The 24,436-nt window shown below is 44.4% G+C and carries 22 protein-coding genes and 1 tRNA gene; 18 read left to right on the top strand and 5 right to left on the bottom strand.

What is annotated here, in order from left to right; translation table 11 throughout:
• A partial coding sequence (locus Q0C11_RS07480) for an SNF2-related protein (RefSeq protein WP_293006935.1) occupies positions 1-4,644 on the top strand: 4,644 nt, incomplete at its 5' end.
• A 15-nt stretch (positions 4,645-4,659) separates the two neighbouring features.
• A complete protein-coding gene (locus Q0C11_RS07475; protein ID WP_293006934.1) occupies positions 4,660-5,076 on the top strand; it encodes a hypothetical protein in 417 nt (138 codons plus the stop codon).
• 194 nt (positions 5,077-5,270) lie between these two features.
• Here the strand turns inward: Q0C11_RS07475 and Q0C11_RS07470 are convergent, their stop codons facing one another.
• Entirely contained in the window at positions 5,271-6,638 is a 1,368-nt protein-coding gene (locus Q0C11_RS07470) for a TrkH family potassium uptake protein (protein ID WP_293006933.1), read from the bottom strand.
• Positions 6,639-6,643: 5 nt separating this feature from the next.
• Positions 6,644-7,309 carry a TrkA family potassium uptake protein gene (locus Q0C11_RS07465; RefSeq protein WP_293006932.1) on the bottom strand — a complete coding sequence of 222 codons (666 nt, stop codon included), beginning with the start codon at positions 7,307-7,309 and terminating at the stop codon, positions 6,644-6,646.
• A 491-nt stretch (positions 7,310-7,800) separates the two neighbouring features.
• On the opposite strand from Q0C11_RS07465, the gene Q0C11_RS07460 reads away from it, so the two are divergent.
• The 10 genes from Q0C11_RS07460 (at position 7,801) to Q0C11_RS07415 (ending at position 15,631) form a co-directional block, all read left to right on the top strand.
• Positions 7,801-8,094 carry a hypothetical protein gene (locus tag Q0C11_RS07460; protein ID WP_293006931.1) on the top strand — a complete coding sequence of 98 codons (294 nt, stop codon included), beginning with the start codon at positions 7,801-7,803 and terminating at the stop codon, positions 8,092-8,094.
• A gap of 30 nt (positions 8,095-8,124) precedes the next feature.
• Positions 8,125-8,421 carry a hypothetical protein gene (locus Q0C11_RS07455; RefSeq protein WP_293006930.1) on the top strand — a complete coding sequence of 99 codons (297 nt, stop codon included), beginning with the start codon at positions 8,125-8,127 and terminating at the stop codon, positions 8,419-8,421.
• Positions 8,422-8,459: 38 nt separating this feature from the next.
• Positions 8,460-9,677, top strand: coding sequence for a hypothetical protein (locus Q0C11_RS07450; RefSeq protein WP_293006929.1), 1,218 nt, complete (start codon positions 8,460-8,462; stop codon positions 9,675-9,677).
• Entirely contained in the window at positions 9,677-10,810 is a 1,134-nt protein-coding gene (locus Q0C11_RS07445) for a hypothetical protein (protein ID WP_293006928.1), read from the top strand. Before Q0C11_RS07450 ends, Q0C11_RS07445 begins: the two co-directional genes overlap by 1 nt.
• Positions 10,811-10,817: 7 nt before the next feature.
• Complete coding sequence (locus Q0C11_RS07440) at positions 10,818-12,311, top strand: hypothetical protein (RefSeq protein WP_293006927.1); 1,494 nt, start codon at positions 10,818-10,820, stop codon at positions 12,309-12,311.
• Positions 12,311-13,018, top strand: coding sequence for a hypothetical protein (locus Q0C11_RS07435; protein ID WP_293006926.1), 708 nt, complete (start codon positions 12,311-12,313; stop codon positions 13,016-13,018). The genes Q0C11_RS07440 and Q0C11_RS07435 overlap by 1 nt, the downstream gene beginning before the upstream one ends.
• Positions 13,019-13,022: 4 nt before the next feature.
• Complete coding sequence (locus tag Q0C11_RS07430; protein ID WP_293006925.1) at positions 13,023-13,721, top strand: phage tail protein; 699 nt, start codon at positions 13,023-13,025, stop codon at positions 13,719-13,721.
• 16 nt (positions 13,722-13,737) lie between these two features.
• Positions 13,738-14,058 (top strand): hypothetical protein, encoded by a 321-nt coding sequence (locus tag Q0C11_RS07425; RefSeq protein ID WP_293006924.1) that lies wholly within the window; start codon positions 13,738-13,740, stop codon positions 14,056-14,058.
• A gap of 1 nt (position 14,059) precedes the next feature.
• Positions 14,060-15,004 (top strand): hypothetical protein, encoded by a 945-nt coding sequence (locus Q0C11_RS07420; protein ID WP_293006923.1) that lies wholly within the window; start codon positions 14,060-14,062, stop codon positions 15,002-15,004.
• Positions 15,005-15,181: 177 nt separating this feature from the next.
• On the top strand, positions 15,182-15,631 hold the full coding sequence (locus Q0C11_RS07415) for a hypothetical protein (RefSeq protein WP_293006922.1): 450 nt from the start codon (positions 15,182-15,184) through the stop codon (positions 15,629-15,631).
• Positions 15,632-15,782: 151 nt separating this feature from the next.
• Here Q0C11_RS07415 and Q0C11_RS07410 read toward each other — a convergent pair.
• The 3 genes from Q0C11_RS07410 to nadB all read right to left on the bottom strand — a co-directional run bounded on the left by Q0C11_RS07410 (position 15,783) and on the right by nadB (position 18,144).
• Positions 15,783-15,874, bottom strand: a tRNA-Ser gene (locus tag Q0C11_RS07410).
• A gap of 90 nt (positions 15,875-15,964) precedes the next feature.
• Complete coding sequence (locus Q0C11_RS07405) at positions 15,965-16,432, bottom strand: MEKHLA domain-containing protein (protein ID WP_293006921.1); 468 nt, start codon at positions 16,430-16,432, stop codon at positions 15,965-15,967.
• 116 nt (positions 16,433-16,548) lie between these two features.
• Positions 16,549-18,144 carry an L-aspartate oxidase gene (gene nadB, locus Q0C11_RS07400; RefSeq protein ID WP_293006920.1) on the bottom strand — a complete coding sequence of 532 codons (1,596 nt, stop codon included), beginning with the start codon at positions 18,142-18,144 and terminating at the stop codon, positions 16,549-16,551.
• A 275-nt stretch (positions 18,145-18,419) separates the two neighbouring features.
• Here nadB and rpoE point away from each other — a divergent pair, with 275 nt between their 5' ends.
• From rpoE to lepA, 6 genes are all read left to right on the top strand, one after another.
• A complete protein-coding gene (gene rpoE, locus Q0C11_RS07395) occupies positions 18,420-19,019 on the top strand; it encodes an RNA polymerase sigma factor RpoE (protein WP_292918614.1) in 600 nt (199 codons plus the stop codon).
• A gap of 1 nt (position 19,020) precedes the next feature.
• Positions 19,021-19,578, top strand: coding sequence for a sigma-E factor negative regulatory protein (locus Q0C11_RS07390; protein WP_293006919.1), 558 nt, complete (start codon positions 19,021-19,023; stop codon positions 19,576-19,578).
• Complete coding sequence (locus Q0C11_RS07385; RefSeq protein ID WP_293006918.1) at positions 19,575-20,567, top strand: MucB/RseB C-terminal domain-containing protein; 993 nt, start codon at positions 19,575-19,577, stop codon at positions 20,565-20,567. Before Q0C11_RS07390 ends, Q0C11_RS07385 begins: the two co-directional genes overlap by 4 nt.
• 197 nt (positions 20,568-20,764) lie before the next feature.
• Positions 20,765-22,180, top strand: a complete 1,416-nt coding sequence (locus Q0C11_RS07380) for a DegQ family serine endoprotease (protein ID WP_293006917.1) — start codon at positions 20,765-20,767, stop codon at positions 22,178-22,180.
• Complete coding sequence (locus Q0C11_RS07375) at positions 22,161-22,454, top strand: glutaredoxin family protein (RefSeq protein ID WP_367273740.1); 294 nt, start codon at positions 22,161-22,163, stop codon at positions 22,452-22,454. Before Q0C11_RS07380 ends, Q0C11_RS07375 begins: the two co-directional genes overlap by 20 nt.
• 97 nt (positions 22,455-22,551) lie before the next feature.
• The gene (gene lepA / locus Q0C11_RS07370) at positions 22,552-24,348 is read left to right on the top strand and encodes a translation elongation factor 4 (RefSeq protein WP_293006937.1); all 1,797 of its coding nucleotides are present in this window, start codon (positions 22,552-22,554) and stop codon (positions 24,346-24,348) included.
• Positions 24,349-24,436: the final 88 nt, after the last annotated feature.

The raw sequence follows: 24,436 nt of genomic DNA, 5'->3' as shown, positions 1-24,436 counted from the left end.
GGATTCTCTGCGGTATGGCGCGGCGATGTGCAGCAATCGGTAACACCTCTTGAGATAACGGCTGATTCAGGATTCGAGGGATTACGTTACAAAAGCAGATCGATATGGGCGTCGATCGATGATGCTAAGGGTATATTTGGGCAAGATTTCAATCCGATTGAAGATAGCAACTGGTGCATTTCCCCCGATGGTCAGCATGTCACACGCGCAGATGATTACTACACGGGCAATTATGCCGATTTCTTGCGTCGGTCCGATGCTGAGATTGCCCAGGCAACAGATGACACTATCCGAGCCAAGTTGTTGCGTCAAAAACTGGATGCCGAAAGTCGGTTGGATAAAATCGATGTTTCAAAACTGACCTTCAATCTTTTCAGCCCATATGTATCATGCGAGGAAAAGGCTGAATTTCTGCGCAGGTTTGTACATCCTTCCGCTTCGGTTGTGTTTGATGAAAAAACCGGACACAAGAATGTTGATATCAACGTTCCCGGCAGCAAACTTTCTGACAATGAAAAACTGCTCAATCGTATTGGCGATTACCTTAAAAACGGCACGATTACCCTGGGTGGGGCAAAGTTGGATATGAGCGATGCTCAAGGTTTGAACATACTGCGCAGAAAAGTGGTGACTGCTAACGAACAGTTTAACGGTTGGGTTCGCGGCAACAAAACTATCATGGATAGGATGCAAGCCAAAGCAGGTGATCCATCCAAATTGCGCTTCAGACAACCTGATGATGAATCGCCGCTAGTAATCGCCGGAATGAGTGGAGATATTACGCTGCACGGCTACCAGAACGCTTTTGTGCGTCGTATGAGCCGCAATTTTGAAGGTATAAATGGTCACGGGGTCGGACTCGGTAAGACCTTCGCAGCCTTATCTTCCATCCAATACGTGCAAAGTATTGGGGTTAAGAATAAAACCTTTATCGTGGTACCGAACTCAGTTTTATCAAACTGGCGTAAAGAAGCAACCAGAGCATATGCCACCATGGATGATTCACTGTTTATCGGTTTGCGTGTCGATAAAAACGGCAAGGCAACGGTCAGTTCATCCAATTTCGACACTGACCTGGTATCTGTCATGGAAAACAGGCACCGCAAAGTATTTATGACGTTGGAAGCATTCGAGCGGATCCGCTTGCGCGAAGAAACAATTCAGGAATATGAACTATTCTTGCGAAAAGCCGATGCAAGTTTTTCGTCAAGCGAAGATAAAAAGACTGATGAACGCGCTAAAGGAAAGCAATCCGGCCTCATGTCAGTCTTATCATCAAAGACCGGCAGCGCACCGTATCTTGAGGATTTGGGCGTAGATAGTATTGTGATCGATGAAGCGCATATGTTTAAGAATTCCGCTGAGACAATCGACTTCAAGAGCGCAAAGTTCCTATCCATGGCACCGGCAGCAAAGCGTGGAGTCGATGCGCAAGCAAAAGCCTGGTACATACGCGGCAAATCACCATTGGGCGATGGCGTGCTGCTGTTGACCGCCACCCCGATAACTAATAGCCCACTTGAAATCTACTCTATGTTGTCGCTGTCATCGGGGCATGAGCGTGTGAATGATATGTGCCTGGGTATTAAGGGTGCGGATGATTTCATGAACATATTCGTGCAGAAAGAGAATCAGGATGACGTGACGATGGATGGCGTGGCGCGTACCACAGATGTGTTTGTCGGACTCAATAACGTTGAAGTGTTAAGAAAAGCTATTGATGAAACCGCATCGATCAAAAATGCGGATGATGTGGGCGAACAAATTGTGGTGCCTGACCGCGAAGATAAAGCCTCTCAGGTAACTTTGACCGGCGATATTGTCAGCCGGTTGAAACTGTACAAATCAGCATTTCGTTATGCAATTGACGAGTTAACTGAAAAAGTTCCTAACAGGGGCAACAAGGATGCTTTTGCCGAAGTTTCCAGGCACTTCGGTGAGGACATTGACCTGATCGGGCATCCATTCAATCTGATCAACAAAATGACCATGCTGATTGCCGATCCAGAACTTGATCAGCGTGCAACCTTCTATACCTTTATTCAGTCCCAGGCCGATAAAGCGAAGGCGGTTATTGATACATTCAACGCCAGGAAAATATCGGAAGAGCGTGCGCGGCCTGGTCCAATGACTGAAGAAAGCGCAATTATTGGCAAAAAGATCATTAAAGACTCTTCGGGCGACAATTATGAATTGCTGAAGATCGCGATTCGAGCTCGTATCATTGCTGGAAACAGGATTGTTGTCGATACGATTGATCCGGCCAGCCAGAGCGCGTTTGAAGATATGGCCGAAAAGCAAGGTCTTGACCTGGATGTATCGGTACCACCAAAACTGGCCGCCATGCTGGAAAACTTCCAGAATGAACAGGCAACCCCGCGCGGTGTGGATGAGAACGGCGGCGTATCGTCAATCGTAAAGCAAATCATATTCTGCGACATTCTGCCATTGCATAACAAGATCAAGCGATTATTATCCAGGCGTGCCGGGGTTCCATCAAGCGCGATTGCGATTATTACCGGCAAAACTAATAACTCACCAGATGAAATTCTTGCGGTGCAGGACGGTTTTAACGCCAATGGAGACAGCAATAAGTACCGCACTGTCATTGCCAACGAAAAAGCTGAAGTGGGCATTAACCTGCAGAAAGGCACCCAGGCCATTCATCATTTAACAATTGGATGGACGCCGGATAGCCTGGAGCAGCGCAATGGCCGTGGTGTTCGACAAGGTAACAAGACTCAGCGCGTTAACGTTTATCACTACGACGCGGATGGTACCTTCGATACCAGCAAACGTTCGATGGTCAACAAAAAGGCCGACTGGATTGCCCAGGTTATGGATATTGACGGCGGCGGCTCGGTATCCGTGACCGGCGGATTATCGAAAGAGCAAATGGAAGCGTTAATTGATACCGTTGGTGACTCTGATGCAATGAAGCGCTTGCAGGAAACCATCGCAGCCAAAGAAGCCGAAGCCAGAGCTACCACCAATCGTGAAAAACAGATGATCAATATCGACACGATACGCAAGCAAAGATTATTCCTGCAAAACAACCCAAGCCCGGCTGAATTCGTTATCCGCAGAATCATTAGCGTGTTTAATTACGAGAAGCAAATTCTGATACTGAATGACCGGATTAATAACCCCAAAGCCACTGAATCTGCAGTTGCCAAAAACAAGCAAATATTGTCAGAGTTGAGCGCCAGGGTTAGTGGAATGAGAAGGCAAATAGAGGCATCGGGCAAGATTTATCAGGGGCACCGAAGCCAAAATCAGAACGGTCAAAAGGACGCAATTTCAATAGATGATTTCTTTCAGTCCGCGAGAAGGGTTAACCGGCTGAATGATGAAAAAATGGAAGAAATGCTGAAAAGCCAAATCTATCCAAGTTTCTATGTTGAGTCCATTGACGACAGTGAAATAGCGAACGAATGGCAAATGGAAGTTGATATGGCTCAGTCCATGATTGATGAATCCACGGCCAATTTCGTGCGTCAAGCCAGTGAAAAGGGCAGTTACCCGGCTGAAATAGCCAAAGTTACGGCTGAAAGCGATGCTTTTGTAGTTGATGGAAAGCCTATCGTTACCGGCACCTTCTCTCGCCAGAATGACGGCTCCATAGCTATATTCGACGTTTCAAAAGGCTACGCTATGAGAGGTGCTAAGGGTGACAATGGCATCCGTAGGATACCGCTAGTCGAATTCGTTCGGGGCGGTGGAGAATTGATTTATCCCGGCTCCGCTGATTACGATACCGTATTGAATGACGCGGCAAGTATTGAGGATGAGGTTAACGAAAAAGGGTTCCTGGATAACGGTTTTAGCGATATTGTTCCAGAAATAGCGCAGCGAAGAAAAGTTGAAATGATGGTTTCTTACTCGACACACGGCTACGCGCTGCCGCAACCCTACTTCCCGTTTGTGATAGTGAAAGACAATACAGTCGTAAGACGGCATATAAAAGAATCGCAAAAAAGCATTGTGAAGTCGATTCAATACGGATCATTTGTTACGCCAGCAAGTCTTGCGGTGGTTAAAACTAACGGTTTAGACAGTTCTAGCATGATCGCAGCAATGCGTGAATATGCGATTGCGAACAATTTAACCTTAACAATAGATGACTTTGATGGATCCACCTACAATCTTGGTGCAGCTATCAAGAACCTCATTTCCGTGGATGATTTTGAGGCTGCACATACAGGCAGAACAGCGCAGGAGATACGCGAACAGGTGGGTGATTTTATGCGCAAAACTCTTTACTGGTTCGATTACGAGAGCAAGGATCCGTCAGACGATTATCTGCCATACGATCTTCGTGCGATTGTAGCTGCGGCAATAAAGCGATTAGAGGAAGCAAATGCTCCGCAGCAGACCGGCAATGAGACTGCGGCCACGCAAGACGAGGTGGGCGCCAAGATAATCGGCATCAGGATTGATACAACCTCATGGGCTCTCATTATGGAGTGGAAGGAATACATAAAAGAGGCGGCTGATGAGGTTGGGGGCGGTCGATATAAGTGGGATAAGTTAAACAAGGCTTGGAATGTTTATCAGTCGGTATGGGATAAATTAATGTCTGACAGGCCAAATACAGCGCCGGACATTCTTGTTTTAGTGGCTGGAACGCTCTCAAAAATCTAACAAGGGAAACTTACAATGAATTTCACTGAATATTTATTTGATAAAGATGTTATCAGCGACATTATCCGCGAGCGCAAGAAAGGCTTGGTGGCTAACCGTGGATTCTCTAACCTGTTAGCCTTCGGTTTAGGCGTGATTGCTGAAAGACTGAGTAAAGACCGGCTGAGATATCGGGATTACGGTCCTTACTGGTGGGCTCTCAAGGAAGTTATGAATGCAAATGGATATCATCTTGGAGACCAGTCAGATCCACTCATAAAACAGGCTTATCACGGCGACTCTGATATCGAAACCATGATTATGGCCGATGAATTTCGCACTGAATATCTAAAATCACAGATGATTCACAGCAATCAGTTCATGCTGGACAGTGAAAGCGGTGAATTTTGGACGCTTTTCGATATTGACATGGAAACTTCCGCGCGAAAGTAATCATAGCTTTGTGTATATTCACAAAACGACTAAAACAGCACAAGCAATGTCAGCGGGAGTTTCTAATGCTTTTTATGATGTTGTTGCTTTGCTCGTTGCAAAAGAAGCTGTGAAAGATAGAAGTAGGGCCACTACAAAATAATTACAATCAGAGAGAACTTGCCGTGCTCATAATAGCGAATAGAAATTTAAGGTTAACCAACCTGTATGTTAGCACTGGCATACTTGATATGTTTTTTCTTTGGCGAAGCAAAGAAATAAGCGAAAGTTAGTGGCCCTACACGCCCAATAATCATCAAAAAGATGATAACGATTTCACCTGCTATACTCAATTGGTTAGTTAATCCTCTGGACAATCCAACGGTACTAAGCGCTGATACGACTTCAAAAACGATATCAATAAATTGAGCGTTTTCAGTAAGTGTCAGGATAAATATTCCGATGAATATCATAATAATTGATACGATGGTCAATGCGAGTGCTTTCATAACCTGTGTTGGCGGTACAGTACGCTGCAGAATTACAACATCGTCTCTTCGCCGTAAAAAGGCATAAGTCGCCATTATTAAAACCACAAAAGTGCCGATTTTTAATCCACTGGCTGTACTTAACGATCCTCCGCCAATATACATCAATAAAATCATAAGAGTCGTTGTAGCTTGAGTCAATTCTTCTATCGGTAAAGTATTAAAACCCGCAGTTCTGGGTGTTACTGCTTGAAACCAGGCTGCCATTGCCTGATCAGGGATGGTTAAGTGACCAAGAGTTGCAGGGTTTTGTGCTTCAAGTATCCATATAAGCGTGAATGCGCACATATTGATAATGAACGTGCCCAACAATACAATTTTGGTATTAACATTCAGCGTATGCCAATTTTTCTTTGTTTTTATATCAATTAAAACTAAGAAACCTATGCCTCCAATGATAAAAAGCGCAGTGATTACTAAATTAATTGATAAGTTATTAAAGTAAGGTGTTAGGCTATTGCTGCTTAAAGCAAAACCAGCATTATTGAATGCAGAAACTGTATAAAAAAAAGCATGATGAATAGCTGTGCTTAAACCCAACTCATTAAACCAGGATAAAACCAACAGAATGAATCCAATTAATTCTATAAATAGAGAATAAATCAGCACATATTTTGCAATATAAGTAACCTTTTCCAGGTTAGTTTGGTTAAATGCTTCTTGTGCAACCATCTGCTGACCAATTCCTAATTTGGCACCCAGACTTATTGCTGCCACAATAGCAAAAGTCATAAATCCCAAACCTCCTGCTTGGATCAGGAGCGCAATAACAATCTGTCCAAACACGGTGAAATGGGTGCCGGTATCGAGTATAACCAATCCCGTAACCGTTACTGCGGAGGTTGCTGTAAAAAATGACTGCAACCAACTAGTTTCATCGTGCGAGGAGATAGGAAGTTTCAATAAAGCAGCTCCTATTGTGATGAGCAACGCAAAGCCCAGAAATAAAACTGCTGGTGGACTCAGGTTAAGTAAATTCTTTTTTGTTGCGGTGATATGTTTATAAGGCAATACATGAGGATCCCACGGCTTCATTATTGCTATAACCTTGGAGCAATTGAAGCAAGAGCATTCAGCGAGCCAGATAGCACTAGAGAGTCATTTAATTCCAAAATAAAATTCGGTTCTAAAGATTTGATCATCTCTACTTTTCTCCGCACTACTAATAATGGATTAATAGGATCACGTACATCTTTTAATAAGTTTTTTATAGAAATATTGTGACATTTCTCAGTTATTTTTATCTCAACAACATACAAATTAAAATCAATAGGCATGTAGTTGTTAACCATTGGATAATTCAGTGATTGTGCTACTTTCATGCCCATTTCTTCTTCAGGATGTACAATTCGTGAAACACCTATTCTGGAGAGAATAGTGTGGTGCGGCTTTGAAGTAGCTTTGGCCCAAATCTCGTTAACACCCAAGTTTTTTAGCAACAGCACGCAAAGTATACTGGCCTCCAGATTTTCGCCAATTGCCACGATAGCTGCATCACAATTGGCGATATTTAATTCTTTGAGGGCATTCTCATCAGTAGCATCTGCTATTGCTGCGAGGGTTAATTGATCCGCCAGCTTGTTTACAATTTTTGCATTAATGTCAATCCCAATAACTGCATGACCAAATCTCATCAGTTCTAGTGAAGCTGCTGAACCAAACCTACCCAATCCAACTACTGTGAATTGCCTAAGTTGCTTTTTCATATTTTCTTGATTTTTATTAAATTGTTATGCGGGATTCGCTTTTACTATAAATGAATGCAAGGAGGTTATACTTAATTTTAACATTCAGTATTTGAATATGTTGTCGTAAATTTTGTAACAAGCTAAAGAGTCAAGTGTTTTTGTTGGTTAATATGTTTATCAACAAATTCATGCAAACAGCATTGAAAGTTTTTAATTATTGATGAAACATGGTTATTGTGAAATATTTTATTGCATCAGTTTCCAACGCTTACATCGGAACATCAATGATGTTTGAATTCTGTCATAACACCGCAACTTATGGGACTTTACTGTTTGTTGAAGCAACCGCCCCAAAGGTGATAAACACCGTTTATCTTATGTAAACGAAGGACAATTAAATTAGATATTTGTAATCAACTGAACTTGTTTTCATAAAATGGTATTTCAACAGCCCTCAATTTCAGGAAAACTCCCCAAAATCCAGTATCCAGCATCATTAATATTGATGCATGGCTACTATCATTACCGGCAACAACATTCAAGACATGGTTTCGCACTGGCTAAAGACCCCGGTCAATGGCTATCTTGGTTCGGATTACGGCCAGGACATCAAGTCTCTCTTGCAAAACCCTCTATCGAGCGGTGAGCCAGAGGCTGTGCTGCAAAAACTTCGTGTTGATGTGCCGGTGCTGCAGTCCATTCCTGACGGATCAGTCAATTTATACAGCGTGCAAACACCCCCTGATCGAGTTGATTTGGTAATAGAAGTTGCCGGTCAAGGCATTCAGGTTCCGGGTTTGTAATCATTTTATAGCTTAAATTAAGGACGAATCATGCCTACTGATTACCTCGATATTGAAGGAAATGAAGAAGTTGCCGGATTGCCATCACTTTCATCAACCCCAGGTGCTACGAATGCGCTCCCGTGTGGGTTTTATGACGTGATCGGCACCGTGCCTTTCGCTTTAATGGTTGCTGAGGATGTGAGCGCACTAACCTACAGCAACAAGAAAGGCTACCTGGTACCGGCAAATCAGACCGCAACCGTCCGGGTTAGAAAGGACCGCAAAATCGGATTTGTTTCAGATGGAACTGAAGGTGTGATCCATATCCACAAGGTTTCTCAATAAGAGCTTCGTTCTATCAATAACTAATTCGGGATCAAAACATGCCTAGATTTATAAATATACCAGCAGCGGAAGGTATACCGGGGCCAACCGGACCGAAAGCAGGACCGCCATTTATCTACAGCGTCAACACAGCGGACCAGAATCCGGGTGGAGGATATTTCAGATTGAGTGATGCCGATGTTAGCGGCACCAATTTTATGTACTTCAATGCCACTACCAGTGATGGATACGACATGACGGATGACTTCGGTGCATACGAAGTTGGCGGCAGATTATTTTTTGAGCAAAGCGTTGGAAATAAACGTGCCCTTTTCCAGATAGTTTCGATAGAGTTCAAAACTACTTACTGGAAAATTGGCGTTGTTTATATCTCCGGGGTCAATTTTGTACCAGGAACTTACGTTCTGACTTACTTCGACACCACCGAAACCAGGACTTATGCTGATCTTTCTGATCCAAATTTGCCGCCAGCCGGTTCCAATCCGGGTATGACCGTTATCCTTGATAACGTAAGTGGAAACGATTCCGGGCAGAAATGCCTTGCTGTGTCAGATGGAAGTGTATACAACGTGGTTGGAAGAGTAACGATAGAGCATGACAACGTAACTCATGCGCTTGTGTTTCCAAACACAGGTTTAACGTGGATCGCTAGTGATGTCGGTGGTTTTGTTAAACTGGTGGCAAGTGGAGCGCACGGACTTGTCGGCGGCACCTGTGATGGTAAAGCAGTATTGCATATCGGCACCGCTTCAGACGGATTTGAGTTATATGATCTGTTGCCCATAACAACCATCACTAACACAACCGAGATTCAGACAAGTTTTCCTTGGCCTGGTGGAACCCCTGCCGCTCCGATTATTTCTGAATTCGGTGCAAGCGCACAACTTAAACCAACAAAAACGCCACCGCTTAGGGCAAATAGCCGCATTATTATTGATGCTAACTACATTGCTTCTGGCAGCGCTGCGAAAACGATTATTGCCAAGTTGGGTGGTAACGATATCTTTACTCCAGCCACCATCACCACGGCAACGACTCTGCACATTCCTGTTGAGGTTTACAACAAAAATGCAACAAATTCACAGGAAACTAGAGCCAGCACATCATCTAGCACGGGAGCTAGTACGGGCGCTCCTGGGGCAGTGTTCAGCACTGAGACCAACGCTGGCGCGGCAGACATAACATTCCATTTTTCAGCTTCCGCTGTTAACGAATTGATAGGTGTTCGCAGTCGATTAATAGAGGTGGTTCACTAATGGCAGCCGGGCTGTTTTCACGGCCAGGTCGCCGGATTAATCGAAAAGAGGTTTTTGTACCTGGATTCGGGATTAAATTTCCTCGATCCGCTTATAACAACCTCGACAGTGCTGGCGCATTTAGTTGGGGTGGCATCGGTGGTCTTAAATCTAAATTGGACGGCAATCCTAATTGGAGATTCGTGCAGTTTGAACTGAGTGCCGGTGAAATTGTGACCTCGCCCGGAGTTTACGACTGGGCAAAGCTGGATAGCAGGATCGATGAACTGAGAAGTCGCGGGGTTAAGGCTGGCCTGATGTTTCAGCAGCGCGAGTTTGATGTAGCTGCTGGCGATGACGTGCGTCTATTGCTTCCCGCGCACTTGGTGCAGGTTCAAGGCAACTGGACTGGATCCGGGACTGCGCATACCAGATACGCCGGATGTTTGGGTATAGAACCAGGCATGGGGCAAGGTAGCGGCAGCAGGGGTTATGTTCTGCAATATAGCGATCCAATGATACAGAATTGGCATAGAGAGTGGTTTGCCGCAGTCGCTGAAAAGTATGACGATGACCCGGATGTTATGTTTGTTGGCACGAGCGAAGCAAGCTACGGCACAGTGACGATACCATTTGGTCATTCCTTGAATCCTGAATCCATTGCAAGTATGCAAGCAGGTCGTATTCAGATGGTAAGGGATTTGAAAGCCGCCTTCAAAAACACGGCGGTTTATCATGACCTCAACCAAACAAAGCAATTGGCAGAGGATTGGTATCTGAATTACGCGCAAAGCGAGCATGTTTGGTTAAGTGCAAGCAACACTCACTGGAACGCTTCCACCAATGCCGTGGCATCAGGCGGAACTCCAAAAGGCGCGCTAAGGTACTACCAGGACTTCAGTGGGATCTTGCCGAAATTTGCGCAGTGGCAGGGGGATGACTTTGATGAAATCAATCCGGCTACCGGCCTCCTGCATACCATGCAGGACTTTCATGATCGCCTCACAAGCTCATACATCGGCGCAAGTATGTGTTTAATCCAGTACAAACTAAGCGCTCCATCGGGGCGGGTGTTTTCGGATTATGACAATTTTATCAAAACACTGCCATTGGACGGTGGGTTGATAACGGCACGACCGCTGTACATTCTATAGCTTAAAAATGCTCACGAAATCAGACTTCCAGAAAGCAATTGCTGACTCGATAACAAATTATCCTGATATCGCTGCGCTTTATCAGGCCGGTGATCCTCGCATAATCCAGAACCTCGATGCCATGGCTGCTATGCTTGCGATGTTTTCTTCTCAACTTGAAACCGCAATGGCAGAGCCGTTTGAGAAGGTGCGTGACGGTACCGTTTTAGCGGATGCCGCGTTGCGCGGAGTGATACGAAAAGCAAGCCCTGGGCGTGTCAGATTATCGGTTAAAAATAACAACACTACCGCATTCACGGTGGACACCGGAAGAACAGTGATTGATTCTACCGGGTTGCCTTACATCATCGAAACTACCGCCGTTATAGCTGCGGGTGCCACTGGCACGGTGGATGCCATTCAATTGAAGCGCGAGATCGTAAATCATACTGTTTCCGGTAGCGTTCCCTTCTATCCGATAGAGATACCCGCCGCAACCGATGATAGCCATTTGAGCGGAATATCCGTTAGCGATTCAAGTGGAGAATACGTTTACCGTGAGCGATATACGAATACATGGCCAGGTGAGCGCGTTTTCCACGTTGAAGCAGATGACAGACAAAGCATCTATGTGCGTTTCGGGCAGACCGACATTGTTGGAGTGCAACCGGCAAACGGCAAAGTCATTAAATTGACTATCTCTCGAACCATGGGCGAGATATCGCCAACGGCGGGTTCGCCATTCTCATTTGAATACCTGAATTCGCCCAAAGAATTGTTGGTTAACATGACCATGAATACCCTTCTCGAAAAAGGGCAGAATCCGCCAAGCATGACCACTCTGCGCGATCTTGTTAAGTACCCTTCCGTCTACAATCACAATGCGGTATTCCTGGGGGAATTCGATTTTGTGGTACGACGCGCATACAGTAATACCCAATTCCTGTCAGTCTGGAATGAAGTGATCGAAGAAATCATACGCGGCGCCGACGTTGACAATATCAATACTATTTTTGTGGCGTGCGTGTCTGCTGATGGCACCGAGAGTTTTCTTGAAGAGCCCGATCCTGAATCGCCGGTCACGCCAACGTTTATTAGTGAAGTTAATTTAACGGTCACTCAGAAAGGTATTCGTAGCGTTATTCTTGCTGCCGACGATAGTTACCGGGTTAAATTCATGACGCCGGTCAGATCGAAAATACCGATGACAATAACGGCCACGATATCTGCAGCCTATGTTGCAAGTGATGTTCGGTCGAAGATTATCGAAACAATCTTAGCTGAATACGGAGAAACTCAGCCAGGTTCGAGGCGCGGAACTGTCAAGCCACTGTACAAGCGGGTTTATTCGCTGCTAAAGGAAAAAATACCGGCTTTATCAGACGCAAACGCTGATATCACGGTAAGTATCACTGAATATGCGGGTGAATACAGGCCGGAATTATGGAGATTTGTATCTGCCGATAGCCTGACAGTCACTGTCACAGCCGTTAATGTGCTGCCGCCAGCGTGGGGCAACTAATGGATTTTAAAAACGCCAAGTTGCCCGAACTAAAACCGCTCAAGAATAGCTTTGTTGTTGATGCCGTTGAAAACGATTTGCGCAATCTTTTTATCGATCTGTTTGAAGATATGATGGCTGCAACAGCCTTCGATGCAAACGTTATCGGCAATGGCCAGTTGGGTTCCATGGATTTAATCCGAAAACTGGTAAACGTAGATGGTCTTGCTCTGATCGATGGCTTGAATGAAGAAACCGCAACCCGGTATCTCTACAAAGCCTGGAAGTCACGAAACAAGAACGGCAGGGGCTTTCACTTCCTAAAAACATACCTTCAATTGCTATTCAGAGGCGGTTTTGTTGTTGAGCAAATGGCTCAGGATAAGTCAGGAACCTATCCAAACGAACTATCCCCGCTATCACGCGCTGACGCAACAAAATACCCTACAAGCCGAGTAAGAGTATCGATTGATACAAGCAAGACTGATTGGGAAAACATCATAAAAATGGAGCCCATACTGCGGTCTATAATTCCGGCGCGATTAGTTCTTTATTTTGCTCTACTTACAACATGGAGAAACAGAACTTACATAGGGGCGGCGATGATGGCCGGGGCAACAGCAACGATTTATCCTGCAGCCTCGCAACCGTCAGAGCATTCCTGGCAACTGAACACTGGTGCGGCAATGACAGTGGTCACGATTAACGTAATTTACCCGAAGCCATAAAATCATGAGTAATATTTACTACACACTACTTACCGATGTTGGCGCTGCTGCGATGGCGTCTGCCGCCGTAAACGGCGATCCCGTTATCTTGTGCGACGTAGCCCTGGGCGACGGCAACGGATCGATTCCGGCGCCCACAAAATCAACGACAGCGCTGGTGAATGAAGTTTATCGAGCAGGTATTAATTCAATTACCTTGCATCAAGACAATCCGTCCTGGTACATCATTGAACTGGTTATCCCGCCTGACGTGGGCGGCTTTACTATTCGTGAATTCAGAATTGATGATCAGGCTGGAAACGCAATCTATGTCGGCAATACTGCGCCCGAAACCAAGCCAGTATTGCCCGAAGGCATGACGCGAGACAGCATTTATCGATTGATCGTGGAAACCAGCAATGCGGCCACAATCAACTTGACCGTGGATAACAGCATCGTAATTGCCACACATCAATACGTTACGGACCGGATGGATGAGCATCTAGCCAATCCTGATCCGCATCCACAGTACGCTAAGGATACTGATCTGGCTGATCACACCAATGCTGCCGATCCTCACCCGCAATATGCAGCCGATGCTGATCTGACCGCGCACGCAGTGGCGGCTGACCCGCATCCTCAGTATCTTACCCAGGCTGAATTGGTCGCATATCTGGACGCCAACAGAAACTTGGCGCGTAGATTATATTTCGCCAATATTTAACGGAGACTTACAAAAAATGGCATCAGGAAAAGTATGGTCAGGCACATTGCCCAACGGATCACCCCAAGATACCGGTGTGGTCGCCGCCGGAAAGGTGAGGACTTGCAGCATTAACGTTGTGAATATTGGCGCAATCAATTCTCACGTGAAGGTTTATATCTCCACGTCAGCAACCCCGGCCAATGCTGACCTGATAGAAGCTGACAATATGGTGATTCCTGCACATGGCATCTACAAGCTAACTGGGGAGATAGTTGGACCAGGCGAAAGAGTTGTTTTAAATGCCGATACCGCGACTTGCATTGCGCGAGTAACGGCTTTTGAGGAGGTTGCATAAGATGAGATTTCTAAGCGGTGAGGGTGGAAGCGGCGGGTCTGCAGCGGAAAGCAGTCTGGTTAACGCAACCAAAGCCGTTGGAGCCGGTTACTTGGGCGAATTCGGGAGCGGATTGTGGCAAGTTTTTGGTGCGTCAGGTAACTTTGTTGCCCCCGCTGCAAAGGTGCGTGTTCGCGTTGTTGGCGGTGGCGGCGGAGGTAGAGACTCTGGCGCTGGTGGCGGTGGCGGCGGATACGCGCACGGAGAATTTGATCTCACTATTGGCGATAGCTACACGGTTACTGTTGGAGCCGGGGGCACTGGCGGCGCCTCACCCACAGCGGGTGGAACCAGTTCATTCGATTCCTTGATATCAGCAACCGGCGGAGGGGCAAGTGCTGGAACAGCTTCGGCGACAGGTGGATCCGGTACTGGCGGTGATTTTCAAGCGGATGGTGGTGCATCCGGCGCGGCTGCGGGAAGTGGTGGAGGCGGCGCTGGCTCTCAATTGGGTAAAGGCGGCAAGTCTGGCGCCGGGCCATCTGGCGGCGGGGGCGTGGGGGGCGGAAGCACAGGAACCTCGTCAACTGGTGGCGCAAGCCCTTTCAGCAGTTTAATTTCAACTGGCGATGGTGGGCCAGACATATCTGGCGTAAGAGCACCTGTAAACAATACTTCGGGCGGCATTAATCCAATCAATGCATCAATAAGATTTCCTTTTGATTGCTTTACCGGTGGCGGTGGTCCAGCAGCAAGCGGTGGTGGAAAGGGTGGACCTGGTTCTGGTGGCGGTTGTAACACTGGCTCTGGAACGGGCGGCGGAACTGGAGGGGATGGAGGTGGAGGCGGCGGTTCATCTTCTGGCAACCCAGGCGGCAAAGGTGGGATCGGCGGCGGTGGCGGTGGCGCTAGTAGCGGAGCCGGTGGCGCACCTGGCGGCCCAGGTGTGGTCATCATTGAGTGGTAACTATGGAAGAAAACTGCAAATCATGCCGGTTTTTTTTGGCAATAGACGAAGAAACGGGGGTTTGTCGTAGACATCCAGCCGTTCCGGTTGCTGTTGGAGATCAAGTTTATTCGCACTTTCCGGTAATGCTTGATAGCGGATGGTGCGGTGAATACAAACTAAAAGTGAGCCCAAATAATGAGTAAATTTGCGAGATTGGTTAATAATGTAGCCGTTGACGTTGTTGATGGCGATCCGGCTGAATACTTCCATCCTGATATTGCTGCGCAATTCGAGGAAGTTCCAAATACTGTTGAGGCCGGTTGGGTATTTGACGATGATGTTTGGTCTGCCGGTGAGTCTAATATTGGCACGGAAGCGGAAGTTCTGCCAACTGTAGGTGTAATAAAGTTTAAATTGCTATTTACATCACCAGAACGCATCAAAGCTAAAGAACTAAGGCAAGCCGATCCAGTTATCGATGATTTCTGGTCAATTTTAGACGATCCAAGAACGACCGAAGTGGATCTCAATCTGGAATCGATTCAGAATGTAATTGAATACACTCTTACGGCCATCAATGCTGCAGGTGTTGCGACCGATGTGGCGGCACGCAAAGCGGGTATATTGTCAGGTCAGATAGTTTAAATTTATTCCCTAAATAACGCCTAATGCTGTGGCTATTGCTTAAAGTTAAAATGTTGACCAAAAAGCTGACCAAACTATGCTAAAACATGACTAAATATGCCTAAATGCGGTACGCTGATATATTACAACTCATTGTTTTATATAGATATGCTGGCGGAGAAGGCGGGATTCGAACCCGCGGTACGGTTTGAGCCGTACACACGCTTTCCAGGCGTGCACCTTAAGCCACTCGGTCACTTCTCCAGGCTGCTGATAAGCAGGGGGCAAAGAATAAACCAGTTCGTGGTTTCGGGCAAATTTGTTTTACGCTGAATAGGTTTGAAGAAGTTGAATTTAGTCCAAGTGTTTCCAACTAGAAAACGTAGCGCCTTGTCCAATTGTCGTGCCGTCAGGTCTGTGGATATTCCAAATGGTGGCTTGCTCAACCAGGAAACGTTTTCCTGTGCTGGAAATTCTTATGCCGCGATAATCAGAAATATACCCCTGTGTTTTGGCTTGTTCTAGCATGCGCGCACGTTCGTCACGGTTAGGTGGTTCGGCTGTGAGGCGCGAGGGTGTTTGTGTGAATTGCTGCCAGTTCATCATCCATAAATTGAGAGCTGCTTGATTGCCGTAATTTAATATGGGATCGTCTTCCATGCCATGAGATGCCACGACAAACGTACTGTTGAATAATCGCTCGGTTTGTTGCAGTGTCGTGCCGGTGCGTTCGATCAGTTCCAGCTTGATCCAATGCGTGTAACTATCGAGTAAGTATTGGCACCATTTAACAACGTTTGGGTTGCTCCAGTGGGTTTGCATTGCTCAGTGAAGGGATGTTGTGATAGATAGGGTTATGAGTGTAACGCACGTGATCGGAGGCTGACAACTGTACACGTTGATCCGGCTGAACGCTTTTGGTTTTTGTTGGGAGTAACTTAGTTTTCTTTTTTCAGCACAGTATTTTTTGTCTGTGGCAGTATATCGGGATAATCCTTGCTATAGTGTAATCCGCGGCTTTCATGACGCAGCAATGCACACTGCACAATTAAATCGGCGCTATCCACTAGATTGCGTAATTCCAGTAGATCGCTGGTAACACGGAAGTTGGTGTAGTACTCATTGATTTCTTCGCGTAATAGCTCAATTCTGTGCTGCGCTCGTTGCAGCCGTTTGGTAGTGCGCACAATGCCGACATAATTCCACATAAAACGGCGTAATTCATCCCAGTTGTGTGCAATCACAACTTCTTCGTCAGCGTCTGTGACACGACTTTCATCCCAATCCGGAAGTTTTGGTAATTCATTTGTGGGTTGATTAATGATGTCACTTCCAGCAGCCTGGGCTAGCACCAAGCATTCCAATAGCGAATTGCTGGCTAAACGGTTGGCGCCATGTAATCCGGTGTGCGCGGTTTCTCCGATGGCGTATAGGTTGTTCAAATCGGTTTTGCCATGTTTATCGGTGATCACCCCGCCACAAGTATAGTGAGCAGCAGGAACTACGGGGATCGGTTCTTTAGTAATATCGATACCCAATTCCAAACAGCGGGCAAAAATGGTTGGGAAATGTTCCTTTAAAAAAATGGCAGGCTTATGAGATATATCTAAATAAACGCAATCCAAACCCCTTTTCTTCATTTCAAAGTCGATGGCACGAGCCACAATATCACGTGGGGCAAGCTCGGCACGTTGATCGTGCCAGGGCATGAAACGTTCGCCATTTGGAAGCTTTAATAAGCCACCTTCGCCACGAACAGCTTCACTGATTAGAAATGATTTTGCGTGAGGATGATAAAGACAGGTTGGATGGAATTGAATGAATTCCATATTGGCGACTCCACAGCCTGCTCGCCAACCCATTGCAATACCGTCACCGGTGGCCGTGTCAGGATTAGTGGTGTAGAGATAAACTTTACTGGCGCCTCCGGTTGCCAGCACGGTATTTTGCGCAGCAAAAGTCAATACCTTATCTTTCCTCTTGTCGAGAATGTATGCACCAACGCATCGTTTATTCTGGCTTTTTGCGGAATCATACAATTTATAATCGATGATTAAATCAATAGCAATGTGATGTTCTAAAACAGTAATATTCGAGTGTGATCGTATTTTCTGAATGAGAGCTTGTTGTACGGCTTTGCCCGTGGCATCACCACTATGAATAATTCGTCGTGTGCTATGGCCTCCTTCTCGAGTCAGATGGTAGCCCGTTTCATTTGTTTGGTCGCTGGTAAAGTTTACACCTTGACTGATCAGCCAATGAATCGCATCAGTTGCGTTCTCGGTGATGAATCGAGTGATGCTTTCATCACACAAACCGGCTCCGGCAATCAAGGTGTCTTGGACGTGTTGCGATGGAGAGTCATCATTTGATAGCGCTGCTGCTATGCCGCCTTGTGCCCATGAACTGGCTCCTGATTCGGTGGTCTGTTTAGTTACAATACAAACTTTCTTGTGTTGTGCTAAGTGCAGTGCCAGCGAGAACCCGGCCAATCCGCTGCCGATAATGAGCGTATCGTAACTGTCGTCAGTCATTAAGCGAGTCTTTATTTATTATGATTTGTGAATTGAATAATAACAGACTCAGAATACCTTAACCTGAGTACATTCAGTCTAGTTTCATTGATTATGCACTATAAATAGTGAACTAATCAGTAGGGTTAAATGTCTTTGATACGATAGGCATAGAATTACATAGTTCCCGAGATTCATTTGGATAGGTATACTTGTTCATTTGTGTCATTATGGTATCTATAATGGAACAAGAATAAGGGTAACAATTCATTCAAAATGCTCAGGGATTAAGTTGTATGAGTGATCGGGAGATCGATCAACAATTAGTAGAACGAGTTCAAGGCGGAGATAAGCATGCATTTGATCTACTAGTCATTAAGTATCAACGCAAGTTGGCTCGTTTATTGTCGCAATTTATACGCGATTCCGCTGAAGTTGAGGATGTTACGCAGGAAGCTTTTATTAAAGCATATCGGGCGTTACCATCATTTCGTGGAGATAGTGCTTTCTATACATGGCTATATCGCATTGGTATTAATACTGCGAAAAATTTTTTGGTATCTCAAGGGCGGAAATTGCCAACCTTGCAAGGTTATGATAACCAAGATGCCGAAGACTTTGAGGATAGCGGGCTACTGAAGGAAATGAATACGCCTGAGAGTGAACTGATGAGTCAGGAAATTGCTCAAACGGTGAATAAGACATTAGATTCATTGCCGGAAGAGTTGCGTACGGCAATCGTATTAAGAGAAATTGATGGGCTTAGTTATGAAGAAATTGCCAATATTATGAATTGTCCTATCGGGACTGTACGTTCACGAATATTTCGTGCGCGTGAAGCGATTTCAGAACAATTACGCCCTTTGTTAGGAACAAGTAAAGATAAGAGGTGGTAATGTGAAAAGTAAAGTATCTGCATTAATGGATGGTGAACTTGATCAACAGGATGTTGCCAATATTATTGAGGCCATCAGAAAAAATGATGACTTGCATGAGGAATGGAAAACTTATCATTTGATTGGAGATACGCTTCGAAAGTCATCCCAATTATCCATAAATATCTCTTCCAGTGTCAGTCAAAAATTAATATCAGAACCTACAGTACTTTCCCCCAATGTAATCAGCGTAACAAGCGCAATCAAAAAACAGAAGCATAAAGTATTTTCGTTTGCAGTGGCTGCTTCTGTTGTTGCAATGATTTCTGCGGGGCTAATCATGAATAATTTATATAAGCCGCAGCAAATAACGATTGCTGAGCAATCGAATCAGGAAAATAACTTGAAGATTGCGCCCGTTATGGTTTCATCGCCGCCACTAATTCATAATTATTCACACCCGCCAGTTGAAATCAATGATTATTTGTTCGTGCATAGAGAATTTTCTCCGGGAATTACAATGAGCGGACAAGCAGGCAATATTCATAACGTTGAATATCACGAAAGATATGGTAGATGATTAGTCGCAGCAATATTTCGTTGTTATGTTTTTTAGTATTTGGTTTTCAAGTTGCAGTTGCACAGGAGTTATCCCGTTCGTCTGAAGGCGCACTTGATTGGTTGAAAAAAATGGCCGAGGCTCCTCGTCGGCATAATTACTCTGGAACATTCATTTATTATGCAGATAATCACATAGAAGCATCACGCATCGTTCATAAGACTGATCACGTGGGCGAACATGAAAGAATTGAAGTTTTGGATGGACCGCCACGAATAGTTTTTCGCACTAACGATGAAATGAAATGTTATCTGCCAGAAAGCAAAAGAATATACACTGAGAAACGTTGGTTTCGTAAATTCTTCCCTGATATTCTTCCGCAGCCGTTTGGTAATCTTGATGAGAATTATTACATCAAAGAAGTCAAGCGTGAGCGCATAATCGATCATGAGAGCCAGGTTGTTTCTTTGATACCAAGAGATTCATTACGCTATGGTTATCAATTCTGGATAGATGTTGGAACAGGGCTGCTTTTAAAAAATGCCATCACGGATGGTAACGAGATTATTGAGCAGTTTGCATTTGCACAACTGGAAATTGACGGAGAAATTCAACCCGATTTATTGAAACCCAGTTCGTTCATGACTCAAAATCAAAATGAATGGAAAATAACCAATTTATTGACTTCTGTCATCAACGAAGGTGAATTAAAATGGCAGGTTAATAATTTGCCACCAGGTTTTAGAAAATTAATTGAAATGAAGCGTAATCTGACTGAGAAGCCTGTGTTTGTGGATCATATTGCCTTGTCTGACGGGCTTGCAACCGTATCTGTTTTTATTGAGCCTATCGCAGAGGATGTGCCAACGCCTGTGTCGGGTCTTTTTACGGGGCGCGGCGCAATCAATATCTATGTGCGGGTGTTGGAGGGCAGTAAAATAACCACAGTAGGTGAAGCGCCATTGGAAACCATTAAGCTAATAGGCGACTCCGTTACTAAGCTTAATTAAGTTATTACTGGCTGGAATCTATTGTACTTTTTCTTTTCAGAAATATGGCAGCAATAGATGAGAAATTATTTTATTATTTATATAATCACTATTTAAATTCATGACTTAAATTTGAATAGTGATTACTCCGTAACATTTTGATCGTTAGTCATGCATATATGCATTTTTTATATAAGCGTACAGTAAGGATAAGAAGCATGTTTCAATTAATGATAGTTCCCTTTTTTTTATTTTTATCGGTAAACTTTGCTCAAGCTGCCGAACTGCCGAATTTTACCGGATTAGTTGAAAAACATGGTGTTGCAGTAGTGAATATCAGTGCTGTGCAAAATTCGAATATGATGAATAATCAAATAATTCCTGAAATACCAGGAATTCCGGAAAATTCACCATTTTATGATTTTTTTAAAAGGCATATTCAGCCTTTCCCCGGGCCAAGGAAATCTGAACCTAAATCACTAGGATCGGGCTTTATTATTAGTTCTGATGGCTATATTCTGACAAATGCGCATGTGGTTGAAACCGCCGATGAGATAACAGTGAAGCTGAATGATAAACGAGAATTTGTTGCTAAAATTATCGGCACCGATCGTAAAACCGATATTGCGCTAATTAAAATCAACGCCACTGATTTGCCTGAAGTCACACAAGGGGATCCAGAAAATCTTAAAGTAGGTGAGTGGGTGATTGCGATCGGCTCCCCATTCGGTTTTGAACATAGCGTCACTGCGGGCATTGTGAGTGCTAAAGGGCGTTCTTTGGCACAGGAAAATTATGTTCCATTTATACAGACGGATGTTGCGATTAATCCAGGAAATTCAGGTGGGCCTTTATTTAATATGAAAGGAGAAGTGGTCGGCATTAATTCTCAAATTTATAGCCGTACGGGCGGATTCATGGGGTTGTCTTTTGCCATACCGATCAATGTAGCTACTGAAATTGCTGATCAACTAAAGGTTAGCGGTAAAGTAAGTCGAGGAAGAATCGGTGTTATGATTCAAGAGGTAACCAAAGAATTGGCTGAATCTTTTGGATTAGCGGATAGTAAAGGAGCATTAGTTGTTTCTATTGAAAAAAATGGTCCTGCGGAAAAAGCGGGGGTTCAAGCGCGCGATATTATTCTGAAGTTTGATGAAAAGGAAGTTTTGACATCTTCAGATTTACCCCGCATAGTTGGCAATACTAAACCAGGATCAAAAGCAACTATTCAAGTTTGGAGGGATGGTGTCTTAAAAACCGTTAAAGTCGAAGTTGGAGAAACGCCTTCTGATGAAGTGTCAGAAAATCGAAAACTCAAGCAAAGTAATAAACCAGATACTTCAAATCGTCTTGGGTTGGCATTAAGTGAGATTACTGATGAACAAAAGAAACAGTTGGAGATCGCCAATGGCTTACTGGTTGAAGACATGCAAACTGGCATTGCCAGCAGTTCAGGAATCCGCATTGGCGACATTATCCTTGGATTTAACAGTAAGGATGTAAAAAGTGTTGCGCAATTTAATGGATTGCTTAATCAAGTTAAGAGTGGGAAAAATATTGCACTGCTTGTAAAAAGAGGAGATATCACAACTTTCATTACAATGAAACTCTCCGATGATGACAAAGAAAAATGAGCCTAACCTTTTTCCTTCCGAGCAAATACGAGAACTGATCATCTATGGCCGTGAAGGCTGCCATCTTTGCCAAGATATGATGCTTGCTCTGCAGCATTTGCAGCAGCAAGTATCATTCGATTTCAAGGTTGTTGATATTGATTCCGATCCCGAACTGGTTAAACGTTATGGAGAGCGAGTTCCAGTATTGATGTCACCATTTACCAATCAGGAGATTTGCCATTATTTTCTCGATTTAGCAGCTTTAGATGATTATCTTGGTAAATTTCGTTAGAATGCTGCCTCCTTAATAGCCAATACAATATTTTTGTTTCTAGCCTGGCTGCGTGAATCTTTAAGATTGCTGGAAATATACTCTTTATATTTTATATCTGATGCAGCATATCCGTAATTTCTCCATCATTGCTCATATTGATCACGGCAAATCAACGCTAGCGGATCGTATTATTCATCTGTGTGGTGGTTTATCCGATCGGGAAATGGAAGCGCAAGTATTGGATTCTATGGATTTGGAGCGTGAAAGGGGCATTACTATCAAAGCCCAAACAGCGGCTTTACGCTACAAAGCAAGGAATGGTGAAACATACTTACTGAATTTAATTGATACACCAGGGCATGTTGATTTTTCTTATGAGGTTTCGCGCTCTTTAGCCGCCTGCGAAGGTGCGCTTTTGGTAGTTGATGCTTCACAGGGCGTTGAAGCGCAAACCGTTGCTAACTGTTATACAGCGATCGAGCAAGGTGTTGAGGTTATTCCGGTTTTAAACAAAATTGATCTCCCGGCTTCAGATCCGACCCGTGTCATTAGCAACATTGAAGAAGTAATAGGAATTGATGCACAAGATGCGATTAAGATTAGTGCAAAAACAGGAGAAGGTGTAGAAGATGTTTTAGAGGCTTTGATCGCTAAAATTCCTGGACCGAAAGGCGATCCGAATGCGCCCTTAAAAGCCTTAATTATTGATTCCTGGTTTGATAACTATGTTGGTGTCGTGATTTTAGTCAGGGTGATGGATGGTACAGTGAAGCCCGGTGAAAAAATATTACTGATGGCCAGCAAGGCGGTGCAGCTCTGTGAACAGGTAGGCGTGTTTGTGCCAAAATCGGCTGCTCGGGATTCACTCAGTGCTGGTGAAGTGGGTTTTATCATTTCCGGTATCAAAGAACTGAATATAGCAAAAGTGGGAGATACCGTAACTTCTGCAATTCGTCCGGCAGAAAAACCATTGCAGGGCTTTAAAGAAATAAAGCCACAAGTATTTGCCGGTTTATATCCCGTAGAATCCAATCAATATGATGCGTTGCGTTCAGCATTGGAAAAATTGAAATTGAATGATTCGTCACTAAATTTTGAACCAGAAGTATCTCAAGCGCTGGGTTTCGGTTTTCGTTGCGGCTTTCTTGGGTTGCTGCATATGGATATTGTGCAGGAACGGTTAGAACGTGAATATGACATGGATTTGATTACAACAGCACCTACGGTTGTTTATCAAGTACTGATGCGTGATGATACAGTGATTGAGATCGAGAATCCGTCAAAAATCCCAGATCTTTCAAAAATTGCCGAGATTCGCGAACCCATGATTACTTCAACTATTATTGTTCCGGAAGAATATGTTGGTGCTGTGATCACTTTGTGCGTCAGTAAACGTGGAAATCAAATGAATATGCAGTATATGGGTAAGCAAGTCATGCTGACATACGAAATGCCGCTTAATGAAGTTGTTATGGATTTTTTTGACCGATTGAAATCGACCAGCCGCGGCTATGCTTCTTTGGATTATGAATTTAAAGAGTTTCGTGCCTCCGATTTAGTGAAACTGGATATATTGATTAATGGCGACAAAGTTGATGCGTTGTCCTTGATTATTCATCGAAGTAGCAGTCAGTATCGGGGGCGTGAATTAGTGCAAAAAATGCGCCAGTTAATTCCTCGCCAGATGTTCGATATTGCCGTACAGGCCGCAGTGGGTGCCCATGTCATTGCACGTGAGACAGTCAAGGCGTTACGAAAAAATGTGTTGGCAAAATGCTACGGTGGCGATATATCACGTAAACGAAAGTTGCTGGAAAAACAAAAAGCAGGTAAAAAGAGAATGAAGCGGGTGGGTAATGTGGAAATTCCACAAGAAGCGTTTCTGGCAATTTTGCAGGTCGATAATAAATAATAATGATGATAAGTAGAGAGAAATTTTCTTTCCCGGATTTTAGGTTGAATTTAGATAGACATACCATAATTCAAAATAGCACCAATCG

The organism is Nitrosomonas sp. (genome assembly GCF_022842015.1).
Lineage (GTDB): Bacteria > Pseudomonadota > Gammaproteobacteria > Burkholderiales > Nitrosomonadaceae > Nitrosomonas.
The sequence above is the reverse complement of the archived record's forward strand: the minus strand, read 5'-3'. Positions and strand labels throughout refer to the sequence as shown.